Below are 18,758 nucleotides of genomic sequence, written 5' to 3' on the forward strand. Positions count from 1 at the left end.
TGGACCAAGCCCGCCGCCGCCATCTTCGACGCCCTCAATCGAGCCCCTGAACCATCCGTCTGAGTCAGTGCACTAGGTATCGTCGATATTCTCGTCCGCCATTCGGGGAAAATCGCTTTCCTCGTTGAGGCGAAACGCATCGCGAAGACCCTTTCCCAAAAAGACCGTGACCAAGCCGTCGCCTACGGCGCTGACGTGAAAGCTCCTTTTGTCGTCCTGACGAATGGCACTCAGTTCGAGAGCTACAATTCCGCGTCCGGGAAGCGCATCCGCTGGAACGGCAAGCTAAGCGATAAAATTCCTAGCAAGAAAGAACTTCCGGACGCCCTGAAGGCGCTTCGAAAAGACCCGACACTTACCGAGGTGCCGCCGGCGAAAGATTCGTCGCTGCCGTTCAGGCCCGGCCTGCCCCTAAAACAGCTTAACGCTCTTTTTGCCCGCTGCCACAACACCATTCGGAAAATCGAGCGGAACGAAGATCGCGCGTTTACCGACTTCGCGAAGATCATTCTTCTCAAACTGCTCGAAGAAAAAGCGGACAGCGAAGGCGCGACCCTCACGTACACGTATCGCTTTCACGAGTTGGCCGAAAAACCTGACGTCCAAGCCGAACAATTGAAGACGGCGGCGGTCTCGATGCTCGACGACGTCAAGAAAAAGACCCCTTACGGCGACGTTATTCGAGAAGATTTCTATCTAAAGAATGCCAAGACCTTCCAGAAGATCGTTCAAGAGCTTGCCGCCGTATCGTTCCGCGACAGCCGTGCTGATACGAAGGGACACCTCGAAGAACCCTATAATTGCGGGGTTTACCCGTCGATTTGACGCCACTCGCAGCTTTGGCGTGATTGGACTGGCGTTCTGGTAATCTGGCGGTGGTCGTGAACGAGCTCAGGGGGCTATCCCGAGCGTCCCTCAGGCCGCCACCGGCCGGGTTTCGATCCAAAGGAAGCGCTTGAGGTTGTAGGCGAGATTGGCGAGCCCGATCTTGGTCCGGGCTCGGGCCAAACCGATCGTGCGTACGAACAGGCCGAAGCGGTGCTTCTGCCCGGCGAACACCGTCTCATCCTGAGCCTGTCGAAGGATCGACGGCCGAGCGGACCTTGGAGCGGGCGCGGTTGGCCTTGCGCTGCGTCGGCGTCAGATCGAGGCCGGGCTGCCGCCGGAAGTGGACCTTCGAGCGCCGGCCATTCTTGGCGAGATGCGCTTCGTTAGTCTTCGAGCGGTCGGCGGTATCGGCCCATACGTCGCTCGCCGTGTTGGTCGCGTCGAGGACGTTGGCTAGTTGTGCCCCGTCGTGGGCGGCCGCGCTGGTCACGGTGAAGCGGCGGACGAACCCGTGCCTGCGGTCGATCGAGACGTGGGTCTTGTAGCCGAACATCGGAACGGCGATCTCGACCTTGGCCTTGGTGCCGTCCGCCTTTGCGGGCCGCGCCTTGGCCCGCTTCAAGGTCCAGCAGGCATCGCGATCTCATCTCGCGCCAGCTTCTTCGGTTTGGCCGCCCACGCGTCAGGGATCTTGCCCTCCCTGAGGGCCGCCTTCTCCGCATCGGTGTTGCGCTGACGCGGAGCCGCGATGATCGAGGCATCGATGATCTGGCCCGACATCGCGAGGTAACCCTTGCCCTTCAACCAGGCGTCGAAGGCTGCAAACAGCTCGTCGATCGCGCCGGCCCGGGTCAGGTGCCTCCGGAACAGCCACACCGTCTTGGCGTCGGGCACGCCATCCTCGAAGCCGAGACCGAGGAAGCGCATGAACGAGAGCCGATCCCGGATCTGGAACTCGGTGGCGTCGTCCGAGAGCGTGTAGAGTGTCTGAAGGACCAGGATCTTGAACATCAGGACCGGGTCGTAGGGCGGGCGGCCCCCCTTCGACCCATCGGACCGCTTCAGTGCGGTGGCCAACTTCGGGCGGAAAGCCTCGAAGTCGATCAAGGCCGCGAGCTTCACCAGCGGGTCGCCGTTCTCCGACAGACGCTGATAGCGCTCATCCAGATCGAAGAACCCTGGCTGACCCATCCGAGCCTCCCCAACGCCGACAGCATCAGGGAATCACGACACCGCACCGTACGGAAGGGGGTATTTCGAGGTGTCCGATCGAAGTCGAGAGACTCTCGCCGATGCGGATCGAAATAAATAACGCAGTCGAGGCTACTGCGGCCTGGTGTGACAACAAGCTGATCGTCGATCAGGTCGTACTGCTCCCAGGGCCGCAGATCACATACATCGTCATTGGACGCTGTATTGCTGCGAAATGCCACAGGGATACCTTTTTGCTTAGGAAATGACTTTACCGGTTTGTCTGCCCAAGGCGGGCTCGAACCGACGCGAGTTCGGTATCGGTCAGCTCCGGATCCGCCGTCCGGTCGGATCGCTCCGAGCGTCGCTGGCCCGGAGGTTCGACGCCTCCGGCCTCGGTCGGCTCAGAAGGCGCCACCGCGAATCGTTCAACGAAGCCCGCGCTCGGAAGACGCCTCGTTGCCCAAACCTGGGCCTAAGCCCTCTCGGCAGGTACCGTTTGAACGCGAAGGCGATGACGAGCAGCCCGCGAATAGCTCGCGCGGAGCTGATCGGCCGAGATGGCACCTCCGTCCGGGCGTCGTGCCCCTGCTTCGGCGAGAAGCCTCGTGAGGCTTGTCCAGCGTAGCCGCGCCGCGCGCGCTTCGCTGAGTAGCGGCAGATGACGCGCGACCACGGCATCGAGCGCGATCGGCTCTCCTGCCAAGTTCAGGTCCGAGGCAAGTCGTGCCAAGCCCGATCGAAGGTGGTCCGTGTCCATACCCCAGGATCTAAAACGCAGCTATTGTGATCCTCTCACGGAAAACGGAGCAACTCGAAGCATTCCGAAACCGTTCGAAACGCTGCAAAATGCTTCATAAAGATTCATTTTTCATGCACACCTGTGCACCTGTGATGCGAGGACCAGTGTCTCTGACATGTCCGCTATCGGGATGCCGTCATAGGCCGCCGAATAGCCGGAATGGGCGCACTGCCGAACGTCGGCTTTCTGGCAGCGACCCAACGGTGACTCACGACCGGGAGCGGACCTTGACGGCTGTCACCGACAGAGGCCCATAGAGGCTTCGCGCCTACGGCCGGAGGGCATCGGCCTTGGAACCACGACTGAGCCTCATCACACTCGGCGTCGCCGATCTCGGTCGAGCGACTGCCTTCTACGAAGGGTTGGGATGGCCCCGGCGCGTGCGGTTGGCGCAGGGTGTCGCCTTCTTTCAACTCGGCGGCTTGGGCCTGTCGCTGTATCCGCGTGCCGACCTCGCCGAGGACACTGGCGTGCCCTTGGAGAACCGGCCCTCTCAGGGCTTCACGCTCGCCTACAACACACGCAGCCGTGACGAGGTGGGCAGGGTGCTCGCGCAGGTGGAAGCTCTCGGTGGACAGATCACGCGACACGCGCAAGATGCAGTCTGGGGCGGCCATCACGGGCATTTCTGCGATCTGGACGGTTTCCTGTGGGAGGTCGCTTGGAACCCGGATTTCATCCTCGCTGACGATGGCTGTCTCGTCCTGCCCGCGTAGTCTCCCTGCGCGCGAAGGCCATGTCCGATTGCAACCCTTCTCCCAAATTCAGAGGGGCCGCTTGCGGATAGCTTGATCCAACTCTGTGATCGATACTGCCTGGCTTGACCACGTCCTCACGATTCTGCCGTGCCCCCGCGTCATCGTTGCCCTAAACCCTCCGAACCGTGCCACTCCGACGACGATCTCTGGCGGGAGCTGCCTCCTCCCATTCACGATCTTGGTCCGCCAGCAATGCGGCACGACGGGCCTCGATGGTCTCCATTTCCGCTGACAGCGCTTCCCGGGCCCCGTCGCCGGGGCAACGAGCGGTCGTTTTGCACGCTCCCAGAAAACGGGCGAGCGTCATGACGAAATGGTCTACCTCGATGGGCGTCACAATTCCTGTGCCGAGGAGGTTGAGGCGCGAACGGCCGGCCATATCCGCACAAGAGCCGCCAGCGAACCCGAGCGCTGCGATTGTGTCGGCGTCCAGTGCCAGACGTTCGATTTGCGTTTCGCGCAGCAGCTCGAGCCTGCGTTCCCGGGTAGCCGCGACTGCGTGCGTCTGACGTGCGCTCGGCAGCCAATGTGCAATCTCACCGAGGATGAACGTCCGAATAAGCTCGACCCGGACCGGTCCAAACTTCCTGACTCGAGCAATCTCTTCCGGGGAAGACTGAGCCAAATGAGATAGGTCGCGAAATCCTGCTTTGCGCAGGCGGGCTCGGAGGGAGGCCGTCAGGAAACCGCGACCGAATCCCAAGGCTGAGAGATGCTGAATGTTGTCGACCGAGAGGCCCTCGAACAGCGGGAGCCGCAAGCTGACCTCGTCAAAGAGGCTATCGTACCGGATGGTGCGCGTTGATCGCCTGGGCATCGCCATCGCGCATACGGCGATTTCCGGATGTCCACAACGGTCGGTCGCCGCTGGCATTCGGAAGCTCTGCTTGCCTGCGATCTGATCGCGTTAGAAAGGGCCAGATTGGCCGATTGCGGTCTGTCCGCTTCGGGGCAAGGCTGCCGGGAAAGCAAACGATCTCCTACCGACCCGATCTTGCCGTTCAGACCATTCCACTGCCTGCCGAGTAAGGAAATGTTGGATCAGGGCCACGCGTCATCTTTCGCCGCCGTACAGGGTTCGCCCAAAGAGCGTGAGCATTGCGCTCCAGCCACGCTCGGCAGCGGCATGATCGTAGACTGGAAAGTCCGGCATCATCCAACCGTGCGCGGCTGGATACGTTTGCGATGTATAGCGTACGCAGGCCTCCGTCAGAGATCGCTGCAGCCGCTCGGCCATCGCAGGCGGGTAGCTGCCGTCGTTCTCGGCAGCGCCAATATAGACCTCCGCCCTCAGCTTCGGCGCGAACAGGTGGGGGCTCGTGGGCGCATCGGTCGCGAGATTGCCCCCGTGAAAGCTTGCGGCTGCAGCGAACCGCTCGGGGTAGGTTCCCGCTGTGGCTAAGGCCATGCCGCCGCCCATGCAGAAGCCCACCACCCCGACCGCCCGACCTTTGACGTCGTCGCGCGTGTCGAGATAAGCGAGCATGGCCTCTGCATCTTCCGCGGCCTTGAGGGGACTGGTTGTAGCCATGAGCGGCCCGAGGACGGCGCGAAAGTCACCTGCGAACACCTCCTTGGGCACGAATGGCCCGTAGGGTCCGTAGCGGTAGAAGAGATCCGGCAGCAGGACGATGTAGCCAGAGGCAGCGAGTTGCTGTGCCATGTCGAGCATCGCCGGCCGGATACCGCCGGCGTCCATGTAGACGATCACCGCGGGCCATGGTCCGCCGCTGGCGGGGATCGCCACGTGCGAAGGGCAATCGCCATCGCGTGTCCGGATCGTGACTTGTTCGATTGGCATGAGGGGCTCCTCGGCGGGACGTCTGCGATGTCCGCTTTGAACCACTGGCGACCGTCAGCCAATGGACCACAAACCATTTGATCCAGTTACCCTTCTATGGCCTGCAATCTGTGGTTGGATAATAAATAGGGTTTAGACATAATATACCATAAGTCACATCCCGTTCAAGATTAACGATCTAAAAACGCGTGCATGCCAAGGATAGTATCATTATACCTGCTTGGTTACATCGCATGCTTAAGGTTATTGGCTGTTTCTCGGACTCACATGATTTTTGGCTCGTCGGTCTGGCGGCTGTCATGTGTGCGCTCGCTGCGATCACATGCGTCGAGCTGCTGCGCCACGCTGGCAAAGCAAGCCCGCGGATGCGCGCGATCTGGCTCGGCGTCGCGGCTGTGGCCGGTGGCTCCGGCATCTGGGCGACACACTTCATCGCGATGCTTGCGTTCGAGCCAGGCCTGCCGAGCGCCTATCACGTCGGCCTGACCAGCCTCTCGCTCGTCTACGCCATCGCCATGACCGGGCTTGGCCTTACCATCGCGCTCGCTCGCGCCATCCCGTTCGCAGCCACGCTCGGCGGCGCGATCCTGGGGCTCGGCATTGCGGCCATGCACTACACCGGGATGGCCGCGTTCGAGATCGCTGGTCACATCATATGGGACCCCGCCCTCGTGGCGGCTTCATTGATCCTCGGCGGTGTGCTTGGCAGCGTTGCCCTCCCGGTCGCCCTCGTAGGCGAGAGCCTGCGCGGGCGCACGACTGGCGCGCTGTTGCTCCTGCTCGCGATCTGCAGCCACCACTTCATCGCCATGGGTGCGGTCACGATCGTTCCTGATCCGAGCGTCCTGATCTCAGAGAGTGCCATCCCGGCCCGCTGGCTTGCGGTCGGCATCGCCCTGGCGAGCCTCGCCATCCTGTTCCTCGCAAGTGCGGCGCTGGCCCTCGACATCCGCGACCGGCGCCACGTGGCGCTGGAACGGGATCGCCTACACAGCCTCGCCAACGCGGCCGTCGAAGGACTGGTCGTGTGCCGGGGTGACCTCATCATCAGCGCCAACGACAGCTTCGGCAAACTCGTTGGCCTCGCTGCGACTGAACTCACCGGGGCTGCGCTGTCGCGGTTCCTGCCCGAAGCTGCAACCCGCCTCGCGCTGACTGAACCGTCGGATCAGCTGATCGATGCCGAGCTGACGCGCGCGGACGATGGCACGATCCCCGTCGAGTTGATCATGCGTCCGGTCACCTACGGCAACCAGCCGCACTACGCGGTCGCCGTGCGCGACCTGCGCGCTCGGCGACGGGCCGAGGGACAGATCGAGTTCCTCGCCCATCACGACGCGCTCACCGGGCTCGCCAATCGCGCGAGCTTCAATCAACGCCTCGACCAGGAGCTGAAGGTCGCCGAAGCGACCGGCCGAAAGCTCGCGGTTCTCTGCCTCGACCTCGATCGGTTCAAAGAGGTCAACGATCTCTTCGGTCACGCGGCCGGTGACACCATGCTGGTCACCGTCGCCCGCTCCGTCACGACACTCCTCGACGAGACGCAGTTGATGGCCCGTCTTGGCGGCGACGAGTTCGCGATCCTGATCCCCTGCGAGCAAGCGGTCGCAGCCGGGCGCCTGGCCGAGCAGGTCCTAGAAGCGCTGCGCAGCAGCAGCGCCGATGCCACCGGTCCGATGATCGCCACCAGCATCGGTATCGCCCTCTACCCGGACGACGCGGATGAGCGCGCGCTGCTCCTGAGCTACGCCGACACGGCGCTCTACAAAGCCAAGGCCGAGGGTCGAGGCACTTACCGCTTCTTTGAAGCCAAGCTGGGTACGCAGGTTCGAGAGCGGCGCCTCCTCGAACACGACATGCGCCACGCCGTGGCCCGCGGCGAGATGCACCTCGTCTACCAGCCTCAGACCGACGTGCAGACCGGTACCGTACTCGGCTTCGAGGTGCTGCTGCGTTGGCAGCATCCCCAGCGCGGTCCAGTTTCGCCTGGCGTGTTCATCCCGATCGCGGAGGAGAGCAGCGCGATCCTGCAGATCGGCGAGTGGGTGTTGCGGGAAGCTTGTCGTGAGGCGACGAGCTGGCCGAACCCACTCACGATTGCCGTCAACGTCTCCGCCGTGCAGCTACACGCGCCGCACTTCGCCCAGCTCGTTCACGAAGTCCTGTTCCAGACTGGGCTCAAGCCCAATCGCTTGGAGATCGAGATCACCGAGACGGCACTCATCCGTGATCCTGGTCGGGCCCAGTCCACCCTGCGCCAGCTGAAGGCTCTCGGAGTCCGCATCGCAATGGACGATTTCGGGACCGGTTACTCGTCCCTGTCGAACTTGCGCGCCTACCCGTTCGACAAGATCAAGATCGACGGCTCTTTCATCCGGGCGGTCGATCTCAACGAGCAGACGGCCGCGATCGTGCGGTCGGTTCTCGGGCTCGGCCGCGGTCTGGGACTTCCGGTTCTCGCCGAGGGAGTCGAGACGCAGGCGGAGTTGAGCTTCCTGGCAGGCGAGAACTGCCAATCGGCACAGGGCTACCTGATGGGCCGACCCGCTGCGATCAAGACTTTCAATGAGCACACGCATGGTGCTCGATCTGATAGCGACCGTCACGCCTTGGTAGCCTAGCGCAGTTTCAAATGCGTCGCGGCGGGGAGCGGCACGAGGCCGTCGGTTCTAACCGTGTGAGCTAGAACTCAGAAAGTCGATGTATGGTGAGCCATCTCGCGCTGATCACGGATGCCCCGCGCCGTGGCGAGTGCCCTGTACGCGCCCTCAGCGCGGTCGACGCCTGCCGTATGCACGACCTCGACCAGGCGATAGCTTCGATCTGGAAGGTTTATGCAACGCTGATCGACCGGCAGCCCTACCGGCAGCTCATGTCTGCGAAAGCACTGGCAATCTTGAACGATCTGGTAGGTCCAATCGCCGGCTCGCTCGGGGGTGCTTACTGTCCTGTCGCTGCGGCGATCGACGCATGAGCGAGCGTCGAGCCGCCGCTCGGCACCCCGTCGTCGTCCCCGCTCTGTGCCTTCGCAGCGACGGATCCGAGTTCCACGCGGTCACTGTGGACATCTCGTCTGAAGGGTTGAGACTGCGATCAGCAACGCTGCCGGTGGTCGACGAGCGTTTAATCTGCAACATCCGTGACATTGGATCCATTCAGGTTCGTGTCGTGTGGGCGGGGAGCTGCGACTTTGCCGTGCGCGTCGTCGGCACGACTCCTTCACCCGGCGACGTGGCGCGACGCTTCATCGAGCTGGCGCGCCGGCAAGCGAAGTTGTCCGAGGTCGTGCGGGTTCACCGACGGATCGTTCCAGAGCGCACGGCCGTAGAGGTCGAACTGGCGGATGGTCGGCGCGTGCCGGCGCAGATCCTGAACCTGTCGGCCTCGGGCGTGGCGCTCTCATTGGATACTGCTCCAGCGCTGGGCGAAATAATTCGAGTTGGGCGCCGTCAGGCGACAGTCGCGCGTCGAATTGAGCGAGGCGTCGGCGTGGCCTTTCTCGAACCGCTCGAGGACGCGGCGGTCGGCGAGCACACTGTGCTTTGAGGCGCGGTGTTTAGGCTGTCGCGTACATATCAGCGACTGTGATCCATGACGTCAATGATCAAGATTAAATCCGAGCTTCGCGGGTACTGAAAGTCGCTCTTATGTGAATGGCTCGGCGTAAAGGCCGTGACGCGCAATGTCTGCTTTGAGGGAGCTGCCAAGACCGCTTGAATGACTGGGATGGGCGCAGAGCCGAACGACCGCTTTGGCGCGGGTCGGCGATCCGGCATGGCGTAGTCTGGCCGAACGCAGAACGGCTGCTTTAGAGCGCCTGGAATCAACAACCGGACATGCCGCAGCCGCGGCGCAAATCCAGGCGCTTACAAAAAATGTCCGCAGTCTCGTGCGAAGCAAAACACAGAGCTGGACGCTGGCTGCGCGAGGCGGTGTCTGCCAAGCGGGTGCGCCGATGCTGGCACCTGTAAAAACTTCGGAACCGAGGCGTCGAAGCCGGTCCGCTTCTTGCTCCTCCTGCGCTCGCTGGATGCACTCATGGCTGCCGAATCCGGAGATTCCGCATGCGTCGATCCCTGCACACGGATCAGGAAATCGCCTTCCTGCTGGACGAGGCCGCGCGGGGCATCCCCATCGCCGACATCTGCGCGAGCGCCCATGTCTCGCTCGGCACCTTCTACCGCTGGCGTCGTCGGCTCGGCGGGCTGATGCCTGCGGGCCTGGTCCGGCTCGATCAGGTCGAGCGGGAGAATGCCGGCCTCCGGGCCGAGGTGCAGCGACTCCGCGCTGCCCTGCTCATGCAGCCGTTGCGCGCGGAGCCAACGCAACCGACATCGACGGAGCGCGTGGCCCTGCATCAAGGCCCGCGCTACCGCGGCGCCCACGCCTGTGTCGGCAGGTTTGCCTTCGTTCGAAGCGCCAACTGAACGCCGGAATCCCGTAGTCAGGGTCGGCGTGTCGCGGTCCCGTGTTTCCAGCCTCAGACCAATCCGGATGGCGCCGACTCGAGGGCCGATTTGGGCATCATCATGTGCACGCCCTTGTTGCCGTCGACAGTCTGGGTGATCCGCAGGTTCCCGGCGAGCGAGCAAAGCATATAGGCCTGGTTGCGGGTGAGGCGCGTACGCGCGCAGACGAGGCGGACCATCTCCCGCACGGCTTGGCGCATGGCCTCGTCGAGGCTCTCGTGCAGGCCGATCGACATCAGGTCGGCGGGCGTCTCGGCGAAGGGCCACGCGCCCGGAAGGTCCTTGCGCACAGTGAGCCGGAAGGTGCCGCTTAGCCCCGTCTCCAGGGCGGTGATGCAGACCTCGCCGTCGCCCTGCACGCCGTGGCCGTCGCCCGCGTAGAAGCCGCCGCCGGGGTTGAACACCGGGAGGTAGAGGCTCGTACCGACCCGCATCTCCTTGTTATCCATGTTGCCGCCGAACGCGCGGGGCACCGGCGTCCCGACCCGACCCCAGGCGGCAGGTGGTGCGGTCCCCATGATGCCGAAGAACGGGTCGAGGGGCAGTTCCGTGCCCCAGGGCAGGCGGCAAACACCGCGCGCCGTGTCGATGTCGGCGTGGACTGTCTCGTAGTCGGTGAACTCGTCCGGCAAGGTGCCGAGCAGCGGCAGGATCGCCACGAAGCCCCAGTCGAGGCGGAACTTCAGGTCGAGGATGTCGATCTGCAGCATGTCTCCGGGCTCGGCGCCCTGCACGTGGACCGGGCCGGTGACGAAGTGCGGGCCGGGGCCGCGCTCCAGCGTGTCGAGGGCGTGCAGCAGGTCTGGCGGCACGCGGGCCGGGTCGGGGTGGAGCGACTCACGTCCACCCGCCGGATGCGAGTGCAGCGTGACGGTGTCGCCCGAGGCGACCGTCAGCACGGGCGGCAAGGCGGCGTCGAAGTAGCCGAGCACCATCGTTTCGGGCGTGGCGGGGATCTCGTGATGGGCGGACACGGCGTCTCCTGGGTTGTCCGTCAGATGGCGATGTGACGGGTAAGGATCTCGTGGTTCAGCGTGGCGGGGTCACCGCGCACGACGACGCTACCCCGGGACAACACCACCACGGCGTCGCCGACCCGAAGGGCGAAATCGAGATACTGCTCCACGAGCAGCACGGTGATCCGCCCTTTGAGCCCGGCGATCACCGCCTCGATGGCGGCGACGATCGAGGGCTGGATGCCTTCCGTCGGCTCGTCGAGCAGCAAGGCGCGGGGCCGTGTGGCGAGCGCTCGGGCAATGGCGAGCTGCTGCTGCTGGCCACCCGATAGGTTGCCCCCCGGACGGTGCCAGAGGTCGCGAAGCGCCGGGAACAGGGTGACCGCCTCGTCCACCGCGTCGGTCCGCCCGAGGCCGTGGGCCCGGGCCGCGACCCGCATGTTCTCGGCGACGGTCAGGTCGGGGAAGATCTCGCGCCCCTGCGGCACGTAGGCGAGGCCTGTCCGGGCGCGCCGGTCCGAGGACAGGCGCGTCAGTTCGGTCCCGTCGAGGGCGATCCGGCCTTGGCTCGCCGGGATCAGGCCGGTGAGGCAGCGCAGAAGCGTGGTCTTGCCGGCGCCGTTGCGGCCGAGAACGGCAAGGCAGCGCCCCGGCTCGACCGCGAAGCCGACCCCGCGCAGCACCTGCGCGCTGCCGTAATGCTGATCGAGCCCCTCGACGGCGAGGCGTGCGGGTGCATGCGTCATCGGCCGAGGAAGACCTCGATCACGCGGGCATCGCCGCGGGCACCCTGCATGCTGCCCTCGTAGAGCGTGCGGCCCTCGTGCAGCACCGTCACCCGGTCGGCGATGGCCTCGACGAAGGCCATGTCGTGCTCGATCACCAGGATCGCGCGGTCCGGCCGGCGCAGGTCCCGGATCAGCGCGGCGGTCTGGGCTGTCTCGGCGTCGGAGAGGCCGGCCACGGGCTCGTCGAGGAGGAGGAGCGCGGGCTCGGCGGCGAGCACCATGCCGATTTCCAACCACTGCTTCTCGCCATGCGCGAGGGCGCCGGCCTGCACGGCGGCCCGTGGGGCAAGGCTGATCTCGTCGAGAACGGCGGCCACGCGGGCGACGCGGGCGCGCGCCTTCAAGGCGGGTCCGCAGCCCATCTCGATGTTCTCGCGTACGGTGAGTGCCGGGAAGACGCTGGGCTTCTGGAACTTCCGCCGCACGCCGGCCCGGGCGATCTCGGCCTCCGAGCACTTCGTCAGGTCGATAGAATCGCCCAGCATCACCCGGCCGGAAACCGGTTTGGTGATCCCGGAAATCACATCGAGCAACGTGGTTTTGCCAGCGCCGTTCGGGCCGATCACAGCCCGCACTTCGCCCTGATCGACCGCGAGCGAGACGGCGTCGAGCGCCGTGAAGCGGCCGAAGGCGACGGTCAGGGCGTCGACCACGAGTGCGCTCATCGCCCCCTCCGCAACCAAATCGGGCGCGGGCGCAGGGCCGCCAGGTCGAGGAGGCCGTTCGGCAGGACCAGCACCACGAGGAGCACCAGCCCGGACAGGATGAAGGGCCACGCTTCCGGCATCGCTGCGCTGAGCCAGAACTTCAGGCCGTTGACGAGAACGGCGCCGATCACCGCCCCGCCGAGCCGCCCCAGCCCGCCAACCGCCACCCAGACGGCGATCTCGATGGAAAGGTCGGGGGCCAGAACGCGCGGGTTGATGATGCCGACCTGCGGCACGTACAGGATGCCCGCGAGCGCGGCGATCATGGCTGAGAGGCACCAGATCCCGAGCTTCAGCCGCGTGGTGCTGTAACCAAGAGTGCGCAGGCGGATCTCGTCGTCTCGGCAGGCGAGCATTCGCCGTCCGACGGCGCCGCCGACGAGAAGCCGCGTTCCGGCGAGCACCGCCGCCAGCGTCAGGAGGGCGGCGACGGCCAGCCCGGTGCCCACGCGCGGCGAGCCCATCGGCCAGCCGAACAGCAGCGGGAAGCCGGTCATGCCGTTGTTGCCGCCGAGCCCGGTATCGTTGCGGTACATCAACAGCATCGCGACGTAGACGAGAGCTTGGCTGATGATCGAGAAGTAGACGCCGTTGACCCGCGAGCGGAACGAGGCAAGCCCGAATACGAAGGCGACGAGGCCGGCGAGCGCAAGGGCGAGGACGAACGCGTAGGCGGCGAGGTCGAGGCCCGCCCAATAGGTCGGCAGGGTCTTCCAGCCCATGAACTGCACGAAGTCCGGCAGGACGCCGGTCACGGCTGCGCCGTGGGCCAGCAGGTGCATGGCGCAGACGTAGCCGCCGATGGCGAAGAACAACCCATGCCCAAGGCTCAGGATTCCGAGATAGCCCCAGACCAGGTCGAGGGACACGGCGAGGATCGCGAAGGCGGCGAGTTGGCCCAGAGCGTTGACGAGATACGGGGCGGGGGGCGCTGCGAGGAGCGCTGCGGCGGCCACGAGGCAGAGGACCACAAGCCCGGCCACCAGGGGATCGCGTACGGCGCGTAGCGCCGGTCCGGCGGGGCGCGCCCGGATGGTCTGCATCGCGCCGTTCATCGCCGTCGCCGGACGGCGAACAGGCCCTCGGGCCGTCGCTGCAGGAACAGGATGATGCCGACGAGCACGATCACCTTGGCGGCGACCGCACCGGAAATCGGTTCGATCAGCACGTTGGCGCCGCCGACCGCGACTGCCGCCACGAGGGTCCCGATGAGGCTTCCGACGCCGCCCAGCACCACGACCATGAAGCTGTCGACGATGAAGCCCGAACCCATACCGGGATTGACGCTGTAGATCGGGCAGAGTGCCACTCCGGCGAGCCCAGCCAGGCCCGAGCCGAGGCCGAAGGCAAGGCGGTCGATCCGGCGGGTCGGCAGGCCGAGGCAGGCGGCCATGTCGCGGTTCTGTGTCACGGCGCGGATGTCGAGCCCGAGCGGCGTGCGGCGCAGGATCAGCAGCGTCAGAATGAGGGTGGCCCCCGCAAAGCCGATCGCGAAGAGCCGGTTCCAGGTCATGACGAAGTCGGCATAGACCGGTACGCCACCGCTGACGTAGGCGGGCATCGAAAACTGAAGGTTCTGCGTGCCGACGGTGACGCGCACGAGGTTGACCATAAACAGGCTCACCGCCCAGGTTGCGAGCAGGCTCATCAGCGGTCGCCGGTAGAGGTGGCGTAGGACCAGCGCCTCGACGCCGATGCCCACCAGAGCGACCGCCACGAAAGCCAACGGGATTGCCGCCACGAGGTAGAGGTCAAGCAGTCCTGGGACAAACCGGCGGAAGGCCTCCTGAACGCCATAAGTGGTGTAGGCACCGAGCATGATGAACTCGCCCTGGGCGAGATTGATCACGCCCATGAGCCCGAAGATGATGGCGAGCCCGGCCGCCGCCATGAACAGGATGCTTGCGAAGCTCAGCCCGTTGTAGACGATTGCGAGACCATCGCCGATCGCGACCGCGCGCCGGACCTGGGCCAGACCCGCATCGAGGGCGACCCGGAAGGCCGGGTCGGCACGGTAGGCAGGGTCGCTCTTCAAAGCGTCAAGCCGCGCCGCGGCAGCCCCGGACGGGCTCGCGGCCACGGCGGCGATCGCCGCCCGGCGTCGGACCGGATCGGGCGAGGACAGGGCGGCCGCCTCGGCGAGGCTGGCGATCGTACCCTTCAGCGCAGCATCACTCTCCGCATCCCGTGCCCGGTCGAGCACCGCTGCCGGAACGATGGTGATGCGCCGTTCCAGGACGGCAAGACCGACGGCGCGAGCGGCGGGCGTCCCCTCCGTGAGCAGGGCCACGACGCCGCGCGCCGTCTCGACGGCGGCACGTTGGCGTAGGCCGAGGACCGGCGCGCGCGCCTCCGCGGCCGGCCGGCGCGCGCCGGTCACGGCGTCCTGGCCCTCCGGCGCGTTCTGGCCCGCGAGCAGCAAGGCACCGTCCGGCAAGCAGGCGAGGCGACGCTCGACGAGGGCGCCGAGGAGCCGCCCGGCGTAGGCGAGGTCGTCGGCCGGCAGATCGCCGCCGGCGCGGACGAGGCCCTCTGCCGCCCCAACCTGTGCCGCGCCATCCCCGCACAAGGCCCCGGCAAGTATCGCCCGGTCGAGCGGCGCTGCAAAGGCCGGCATTGCCGGGAGCGCCAGACACAGGAGCGCCAGGTACCAGAACGCCGGGTACCAGGGCGCCAGGTACCAGGGCGGCAGGCCTGCCTGGCGAGGACGCCCCCTCGGATCAGCCATAGGGGCTGAACGGGACCGGCTTCGGCGCGTCGGCAGATTGCCAGAGCACGTCGAAGCCGCGCTTCTCGTTGACCGAGCCGATGAAGACGCCGCGGGAGACGTAGTTGTTCTCGCCCGTCATGGTCAGCGTGTAGCCCGACGGATCGTCGAAGCTGAGGTTCGCGAAGGCTTGGCGCACCTCCGGTACTGCGAAGGAGCCCGCCTTGGCGGCGGCGAGCGCCCAGAGATGGACGCTGTCGTAGGCTGAGACCATCGGATCGATGACTGTGTCGGCGCTGAACGGGACGTTCTTGGCCTTCACGTAGGCGGCCCAGTCGCCAAGGAATTTCTTGTTCCGTTCGCCCTTGGCGGCCTGGAGATAGGCCCAGCAGTTCAGGTGGCCGACGAGCTTGGCGGTATCGAGCCCTTCGAGATCGGCCTCCACCATGTCGAGGCCGAGGATCGGCACGTCGGTGGCGGTGACGCCCTGGTTGGCGAATTCACGCAGGAAATCTGGGATCGAGGATCCGACGACGGTAAGCACCACAATCGCTTGGCCGCCGGGCTGGCTGGCGAAGCTGCGCACCTGGTTCACGAGCGTCTGGAAATTCGAGAAGCCGAATGGCACGTACTCCTCGCGCCACGCGGTCTCCGGGATGCCCTTGCTCTTCCAGTACCCCTTCAATTGCTTGTTGATCGTGCGCGGCCAGACGTAGTCCGAACCGATCATGAAGAAGCGCTTTGCGCCGACTCCTTCGGGGCCCATCAGGTAATCGACCGCCGGCAGCACGGAACTCGCGGGCGGCGAGTTCATGTAGACGACATTCTTTGAATTCTCGTCGCCCTCGAAGTGGAGCGGGTAGAACAGCAGCCCGTCGTTCTGCTCGACGACCGGCAGCACCGACTTGCGGGACACGGAGGTCCAGCAGCCGAACAGGGCCGCGACCTTCTCCTGTTGAAGCATTTGCCGGCCGACCTGGGCGTAGAGCGGCCAGTCCGAGGCGGGATCGGAAGTCAGGACCTCGATCTGGCGGCCGTTGACGCCGCCGCGTCCGTTGATCTCGTCGGCGGCCATGCGAACGACGTGGTTCAGCCGGCCCTCGAGATTGGCCATCGTGCCGGAGGACGAGAACAGGCACCCGAGCTTGACCGGGTCGGCTGCGAAGGATGGGCGGATGAGGGCTGGTGCCGCGAGCAGCGCCGCTGCGCCGACGAAGCTGCGCCGCGTGAGATGCGTCATCGATCCCGAAGCTCCCGTGGATTGGCCATCCGATTGTCGGCCGCCGTCCGGTCGACGGGAAGGGGAAAGAGGCCGCAGTCCGGCGAGGACTTTGCGCATATTAGCGGCACTTGCGCGCGTGGATGGCGGTATTCATCGGAGAACGTCAAAATTATCGTATTGAATACGAGCTTCTCCGCCGCCTGAACCGGGACGCGACGTCTTCAACATCACGACGGCGGGCGCACCCCGCCCCATCGCCGACGCGCAGGGATGTCTGGGTCCGCCGAAGCGCGTCTCATCGGACGTATTCGGTCGCGAATGGCACGCTTCTTGTGAGGAGCTCGCTAGCGCAGCGTCGCGTAGAGCGGCGACTACGGGTTGGCGTGCCGTCGATACTGAGAGCTGCCGGGTGACCGGATCTCCTCGACCGCTCTGCCCCCGTCACGACCTCGACATCGTCGCGCGTCCGGCCGGGAGCCGGCGCACCGCCTGAAAGACTCCGACATCCGCCTCCTGAGGAGAGCCGATATGTGCGACCGTCACGGCGATTATCGCGTTCCTGATTTCTCGCAGTTCAAACCCACCCGCAGACGCTTCCTCGGCGGAACCGCCGCGGCGCTCACGCTCGCCGTCGGGCCCGGCACGATCGGCCATGCGATGGCGGCCAACGGTATCCGAGCGACGCACGGGACCGGCTTCTGCAACCTGAACTTCTTCCTGGCCGAGGCGATGCAGCTCGCCAAGGACGACGGTCTCACCATCGACTTCGTGAACACGCCGACCTTCTCCGATCAGGTCACCTTCCTCGGGATGGGTCAGGTCGATGCCGGCGTGATGCCCTACACCAGCTTCATGGCACTCTACGATGCGGGTGCCCCGGTGAAAATTGTGGCGGGCGGCGGCATCGAGGGCTGCGTGCTCGTAGCCCAGCCGGGCCTCGACAGTCCGGAGAAGCTCAAGGGCAAGACGCTCGGCACCTTCCAGCTCGATACGCTCGAAGTGCTGCCCTACGACTGGCTGAAGAAGAATGGCGTCGCCTTCAAGGACATTACGGTCCGCTACATGGGCTCGACCCCGGAGGCCGTGGAGGCGTTCCGCGCCGGCGCCCTCGACATCATCTCCACGATCGAGCCCTACGGCACGGCGCTGTTGACCGACGTGAAGGGCGCCGTAAAGCTCTCCGACGGCACCGACATCTACGGCAAGGGCTATACTGACTGCGTGCTCGCCGTGCGCAATGAGCTGATCTCCAAGAACCCAGCGGCAGTCAAAGCCCTGATCAAAGGCATGATGAAGGCCCAGGCCGTGGCAGAGGGCGACCCTCAGACCGCCCTGAACAAGCTCGTCGGCTCCTACTACAAGACCTCGATGAGCAACGCCCAACTCGCCATGGGCCGGCAGCCCTCGGTGGTGGACGCCCGCAACCAGACGCAGTTCATCCTCGACCGGACCGATTCCGTCGCCGAGATGGGCTACATCAAGAAGAAGCCCGGCCGCGACGCGATCGACTGGACCCTGCTGGAACAGGTCATCGCCGAAAACCCGGAGCTCTACGGCAAGCTCAAGCTGAAGTCGGCCTGAGCGGATGGCCATCGATCTCGCCCGCGCCGCCGCCGTCCCGCACGGCCAGCCGCGTCTCCCGTTCGCACGGCGCCTGGCGCTGCCCGACGGGTTCGTCCCACTGCTGCAACGGATCGGCTGGATGCTGGTCTCGGTCGGATGCTTCGCCGGCCTCTGGGAGCTGCTCTGGGCGTTCGGCATCGCCGATGCCAAGCTGCTGCCGCCACCCCACATCTTCCTCGGCAACCTCGTCGAGCAGGCGCGTTTCTTCAATACCGCGCAGCGCTGGCAGATCGGCACCGGCATGAACGCCGGCCCGAGCCCCGCCATGGCGGTGTTGATCACCGTGCTCGCCTCCACCGGGCGGGTGTTGGCAGGGTTGTTCCTGGCCGCAACCCTGTCGATCCTAGTCGGCGTGGCGATCCGCTACGTCGTGCTGTTCGAGCGGTTGACCCTGCCGACCATCACGCTCCTGGCCCCGGTCTCGCCGATCGCGTGGCTGCCTGTGGCGATCTTCATGTTCGGGATCGGCAACGCTCCGGCGATCTTCATGGTGTTCATCGCCCTGTTCTTCACGATGGTCCTCTCGACCATCCATCAGATCGACGGGGTCAACCGGAACTACATCAACGTCGCCCGGACGATGGGTGCGTCGAAGCGCCAGATCTACGCGCGGGTGATCGTGCCGGCGATCCTGCCGGGGCTGCTCGCGGTGCTGCGCCTCAACCTGTTCGGGGCCTGGATGGTGGTGCTCGTCGCCGAGGCGACCGGCGTCGGCTACGGTCTCGGGCAGGTGATCATGCTGGCGCGCAACACCTTCAACCCGTCGCTGGTCTTCTTCACCATTACGCTGATCGGCTTCCTCGGCTTCGCCTTCGACCTGATGTTCCGGCTGGTTCAGCGGCGGATGCTCTATTGGCTGCCACGCGACGCGGGGTCTTCCCTTGGGCTCTGACCGTCTCTCCGTTG

16 protein-coding genes and 1 pseudogene are annotated in these 18,758 nt (G+C 65.4%); 8 read left to right on the plus strand and 9 right to left on the minus strand.

The genetic code is table 11. The features are described from left to right. Positions 1–87: 87 nt before the first annotated feature. On the plus strand, positions 88–825 hold the full coding sequence (locus tag AC0IY0_RS26670) for a hypothetical protein (RefSeq protein WP_471766195.1): 738 nt from the start codon (positions 88–90) through the stop codon (positions 823–825). A 90-nt stretch (positions 826–915) separates the two neighbouring features. Here AC0IY0_RS26670 and AC0IY0_RS26675 read toward each other — a convergent pair. Beyond that, a pseudogene (locus AC0IY0_RS26675) lies at positions 916–2,019 on the minus strand (IS5 family transposase). 1,092 nt (positions 2,020–3,111) lie between these two features. Here AC0IY0_RS26675 and AC0IY0_RS26680 point away from each other — a divergent pair. Further along, complete coding sequence (locus AC0IY0_RS26680) at positions 3,112–3,537, plus strand: VOC family protein (RefSeq protein ID WP_471766182.1); 426 nt, start codon at positions 3,112–3,114, stop codon at positions 3,535–3,537. 151 nt (positions 3,538–3,688) lie between these two features. Here AC0IY0_RS26680 and AC0IY0_RS26685 read toward each other — a convergent pair whose 3' ends face one another. Together AC0IY0_RS26685 and AC0IY0_RS26690 are read right to left on the minus strand one after the other, a co-directional pair. Then, positions 3,689–4,453 carry a hypothetical protein gene (locus AC0IY0_RS26685; RefSeq protein WP_471766183.1) on the minus strand — a complete coding sequence of 255 codons (765 nt, stop codon included), beginning with the start codon at positions 4,451–4,453 and terminating at the stop codon, positions 3,689–3,691. A 180-nt stretch (positions 4,454–4,633) separates the two neighbouring features. Continuing rightward, the gene (locus tag AC0IY0_RS26690) at positions 4,634–5,380 is read right to left on the minus strand and encodes a dienelactone hydrolase family protein (protein ID WP_471766184.1); all 747 of its coding nucleotides are present in this window, start codon (positions 5,378–5,380) and stop codon (positions 4,634–4,636) included. Positions 5,381–5,613: 233 nt separating this feature from the next. On the opposite strand from AC0IY0_RS26690, the gene AC0IY0_RS26695 reads away from it, so the two are divergent. The 4 genes from AC0IY0_RS26695 to AC0IY0_RS26710 all read left to right on the plus strand — a co-directional run bounded on the left by AC0IY0_RS26695 (position 5,614) and on the right by AC0IY0_RS26710 (position 9,807). Further along, positions 5,614–8,001 carry a bifunctional diguanylate cyclase/phosphodiesterase gene (locus tag AC0IY0_RS26695; RefSeq protein ID WP_471766185.1) on the plus strand — a complete coding sequence of 796 codons (2,388 nt, stop codon included), beginning with the start codon at positions 5,614–5,616 and terminating at the stop codon, positions 7,999–8,001. Positions 8,002–8,084: 83 nt separating this feature from the next. Next, positions 8,085–8,354: a hypothetical protein gene (locus tag AC0IY0_RS26700; RefSeq protein ID WP_471766186.1), complete on the plus strand. Its 270-nt coding sequence runs from the start codon at positions 8,085–8,087 to the stop codon at positions 8,352–8,354. Continuing rightward, positions 8,351–8,926, plus strand: a complete 576-nt coding sequence (locus tag AC0IY0_RS26705) for a PilZ domain-containing protein (protein WP_419828855.1) — start codon at positions 8,351–8,353, stop codon at positions 8,924–8,926. Before AC0IY0_RS26700 ends, AC0IY0_RS26705 begins: the two co-directional genes overlap by 4 nt. A 518-nt stretch (positions 8,927–9,444) precedes the next feature. Next, positions 9,445–9,807, plus strand: a complete 363-nt coding sequence (locus tag AC0IY0_RS26710; protein ID WP_461230420.1) for a transposase — start codon at positions 9,445–9,447, stop codon at positions 9,805–9,807. Between the two features lie 53 nt (positions 9,808–9,860). On the opposite strand, the gene AC0IY0_RS26715 is transcribed toward AC0IY0_RS26710, so the two are convergent. Genes AC0IY0_RS26715 through AC0IY0_RS26740 form a run of 6 tightly spaced genes read right to left on the minus strand, consistent with a single transcriptional unit; the run spans position 9,861 to position 16,247 of the window. Further along, positions 9,861–10,823, minus strand: a complete 963-nt coding sequence (locus AC0IY0_RS26715) for an acetamidase/formamidase family protein (RefSeq protein WP_147855409.1) — start codon at positions 10,821–10,823, stop codon at positions 9,861–9,863. 20 nt (positions 10,824–10,843) lie between these two features. Then, positions 10,844–11,551, minus strand: a complete 708-nt coding sequence (gene urtE, locus AC0IY0_RS26720) for an urea ABC transporter ATP-binding subunit UrtE (RefSeq protein WP_147938772.1) — start codon at positions 11,549–11,551, stop codon at positions 10,844–10,846. Further along, positions 11,548–12,258, minus strand: a complete 711-nt coding sequence (locus AC0IY0_RS26725; RefSeq protein ID WP_244039817.1) for an ATP-binding cassette domain-containing protein — start codon at positions 12,256–12,258, stop codon at positions 11,548–11,550. The genes urtE and AC0IY0_RS26725 overlap by 4 nt, the downstream gene beginning before the upstream one ends. Then, positions 12,255–13,355 carry an urea ABC transporter permease subunit UrtC gene (gene urtC, locus AC0IY0_RS26730; RefSeq protein ID WP_471766187.1) on the minus strand — a complete coding sequence of 367 codons (1,101 nt, stop codon included), beginning with the start codon at positions 13,353–13,355 and terminating at the stop codon, positions 12,255–12,257. Before urtC ends, AC0IY0_RS26725 begins: the two co-directional genes overlap by 4 nt. Continuing rightward, complete coding sequence (gene urtB, locus AC0IY0_RS26735) at positions 13,352–15,028, minus strand: urea ABC transporter permease subunit UrtB (protein ID WP_471766188.1); 1,677 nt, start codon at positions 15,026–15,028, stop codon at positions 13,352–13,354. The genes urtC and urtB overlap by 4 nt, the downstream gene beginning before the upstream one ends. Beyond that, entirely contained in the window at positions 15,021–16,247 is a 1,227-nt protein-coding gene (locus AC0IY0_RS26740; protein ID WP_419828859.1) for a transporter substrate-binding protein, read from the minus strand. Before AC0IY0_RS26740 ends, urtB begins: the two co-directional genes overlap by 8 nt. 510 nt (positions 16,248–16,757) lie before the next feature. Between AC0IY0_RS26740 and AC0IY0_RS26745 the strand changes: the two genes are divergently transcribed. Together AC0IY0_RS26745 and AC0IY0_RS26750 are read left to right on the plus strand one after the other, a co-directional pair. Beyond that, complete coding sequence (locus tag AC0IY0_RS26745) at positions 16,758–17,810, plus strand: ABC transporter substrate-binding protein (protein WP_147908351.1); 1,053 nt, start codon at positions 16,758–16,760, stop codon at positions 17,808–17,810. Positions 17,811–17,814: 4 nt separating this feature from the next. Then, positions 17,815–18,744, plus strand: coding sequence for an ABC transporter permease (locus tag AC0IY0_RS26750; RefSeq protein ID WP_147908352.1), 930 nt, complete (start codon positions 17,815–17,817; stop codon positions 18,742–18,744). Positions 18,745–18,758 lie beyond the last annotated feature (14 nt).

Source organism: Methylobacterium sp. AC315 (genome assembly GCF_979253755.1).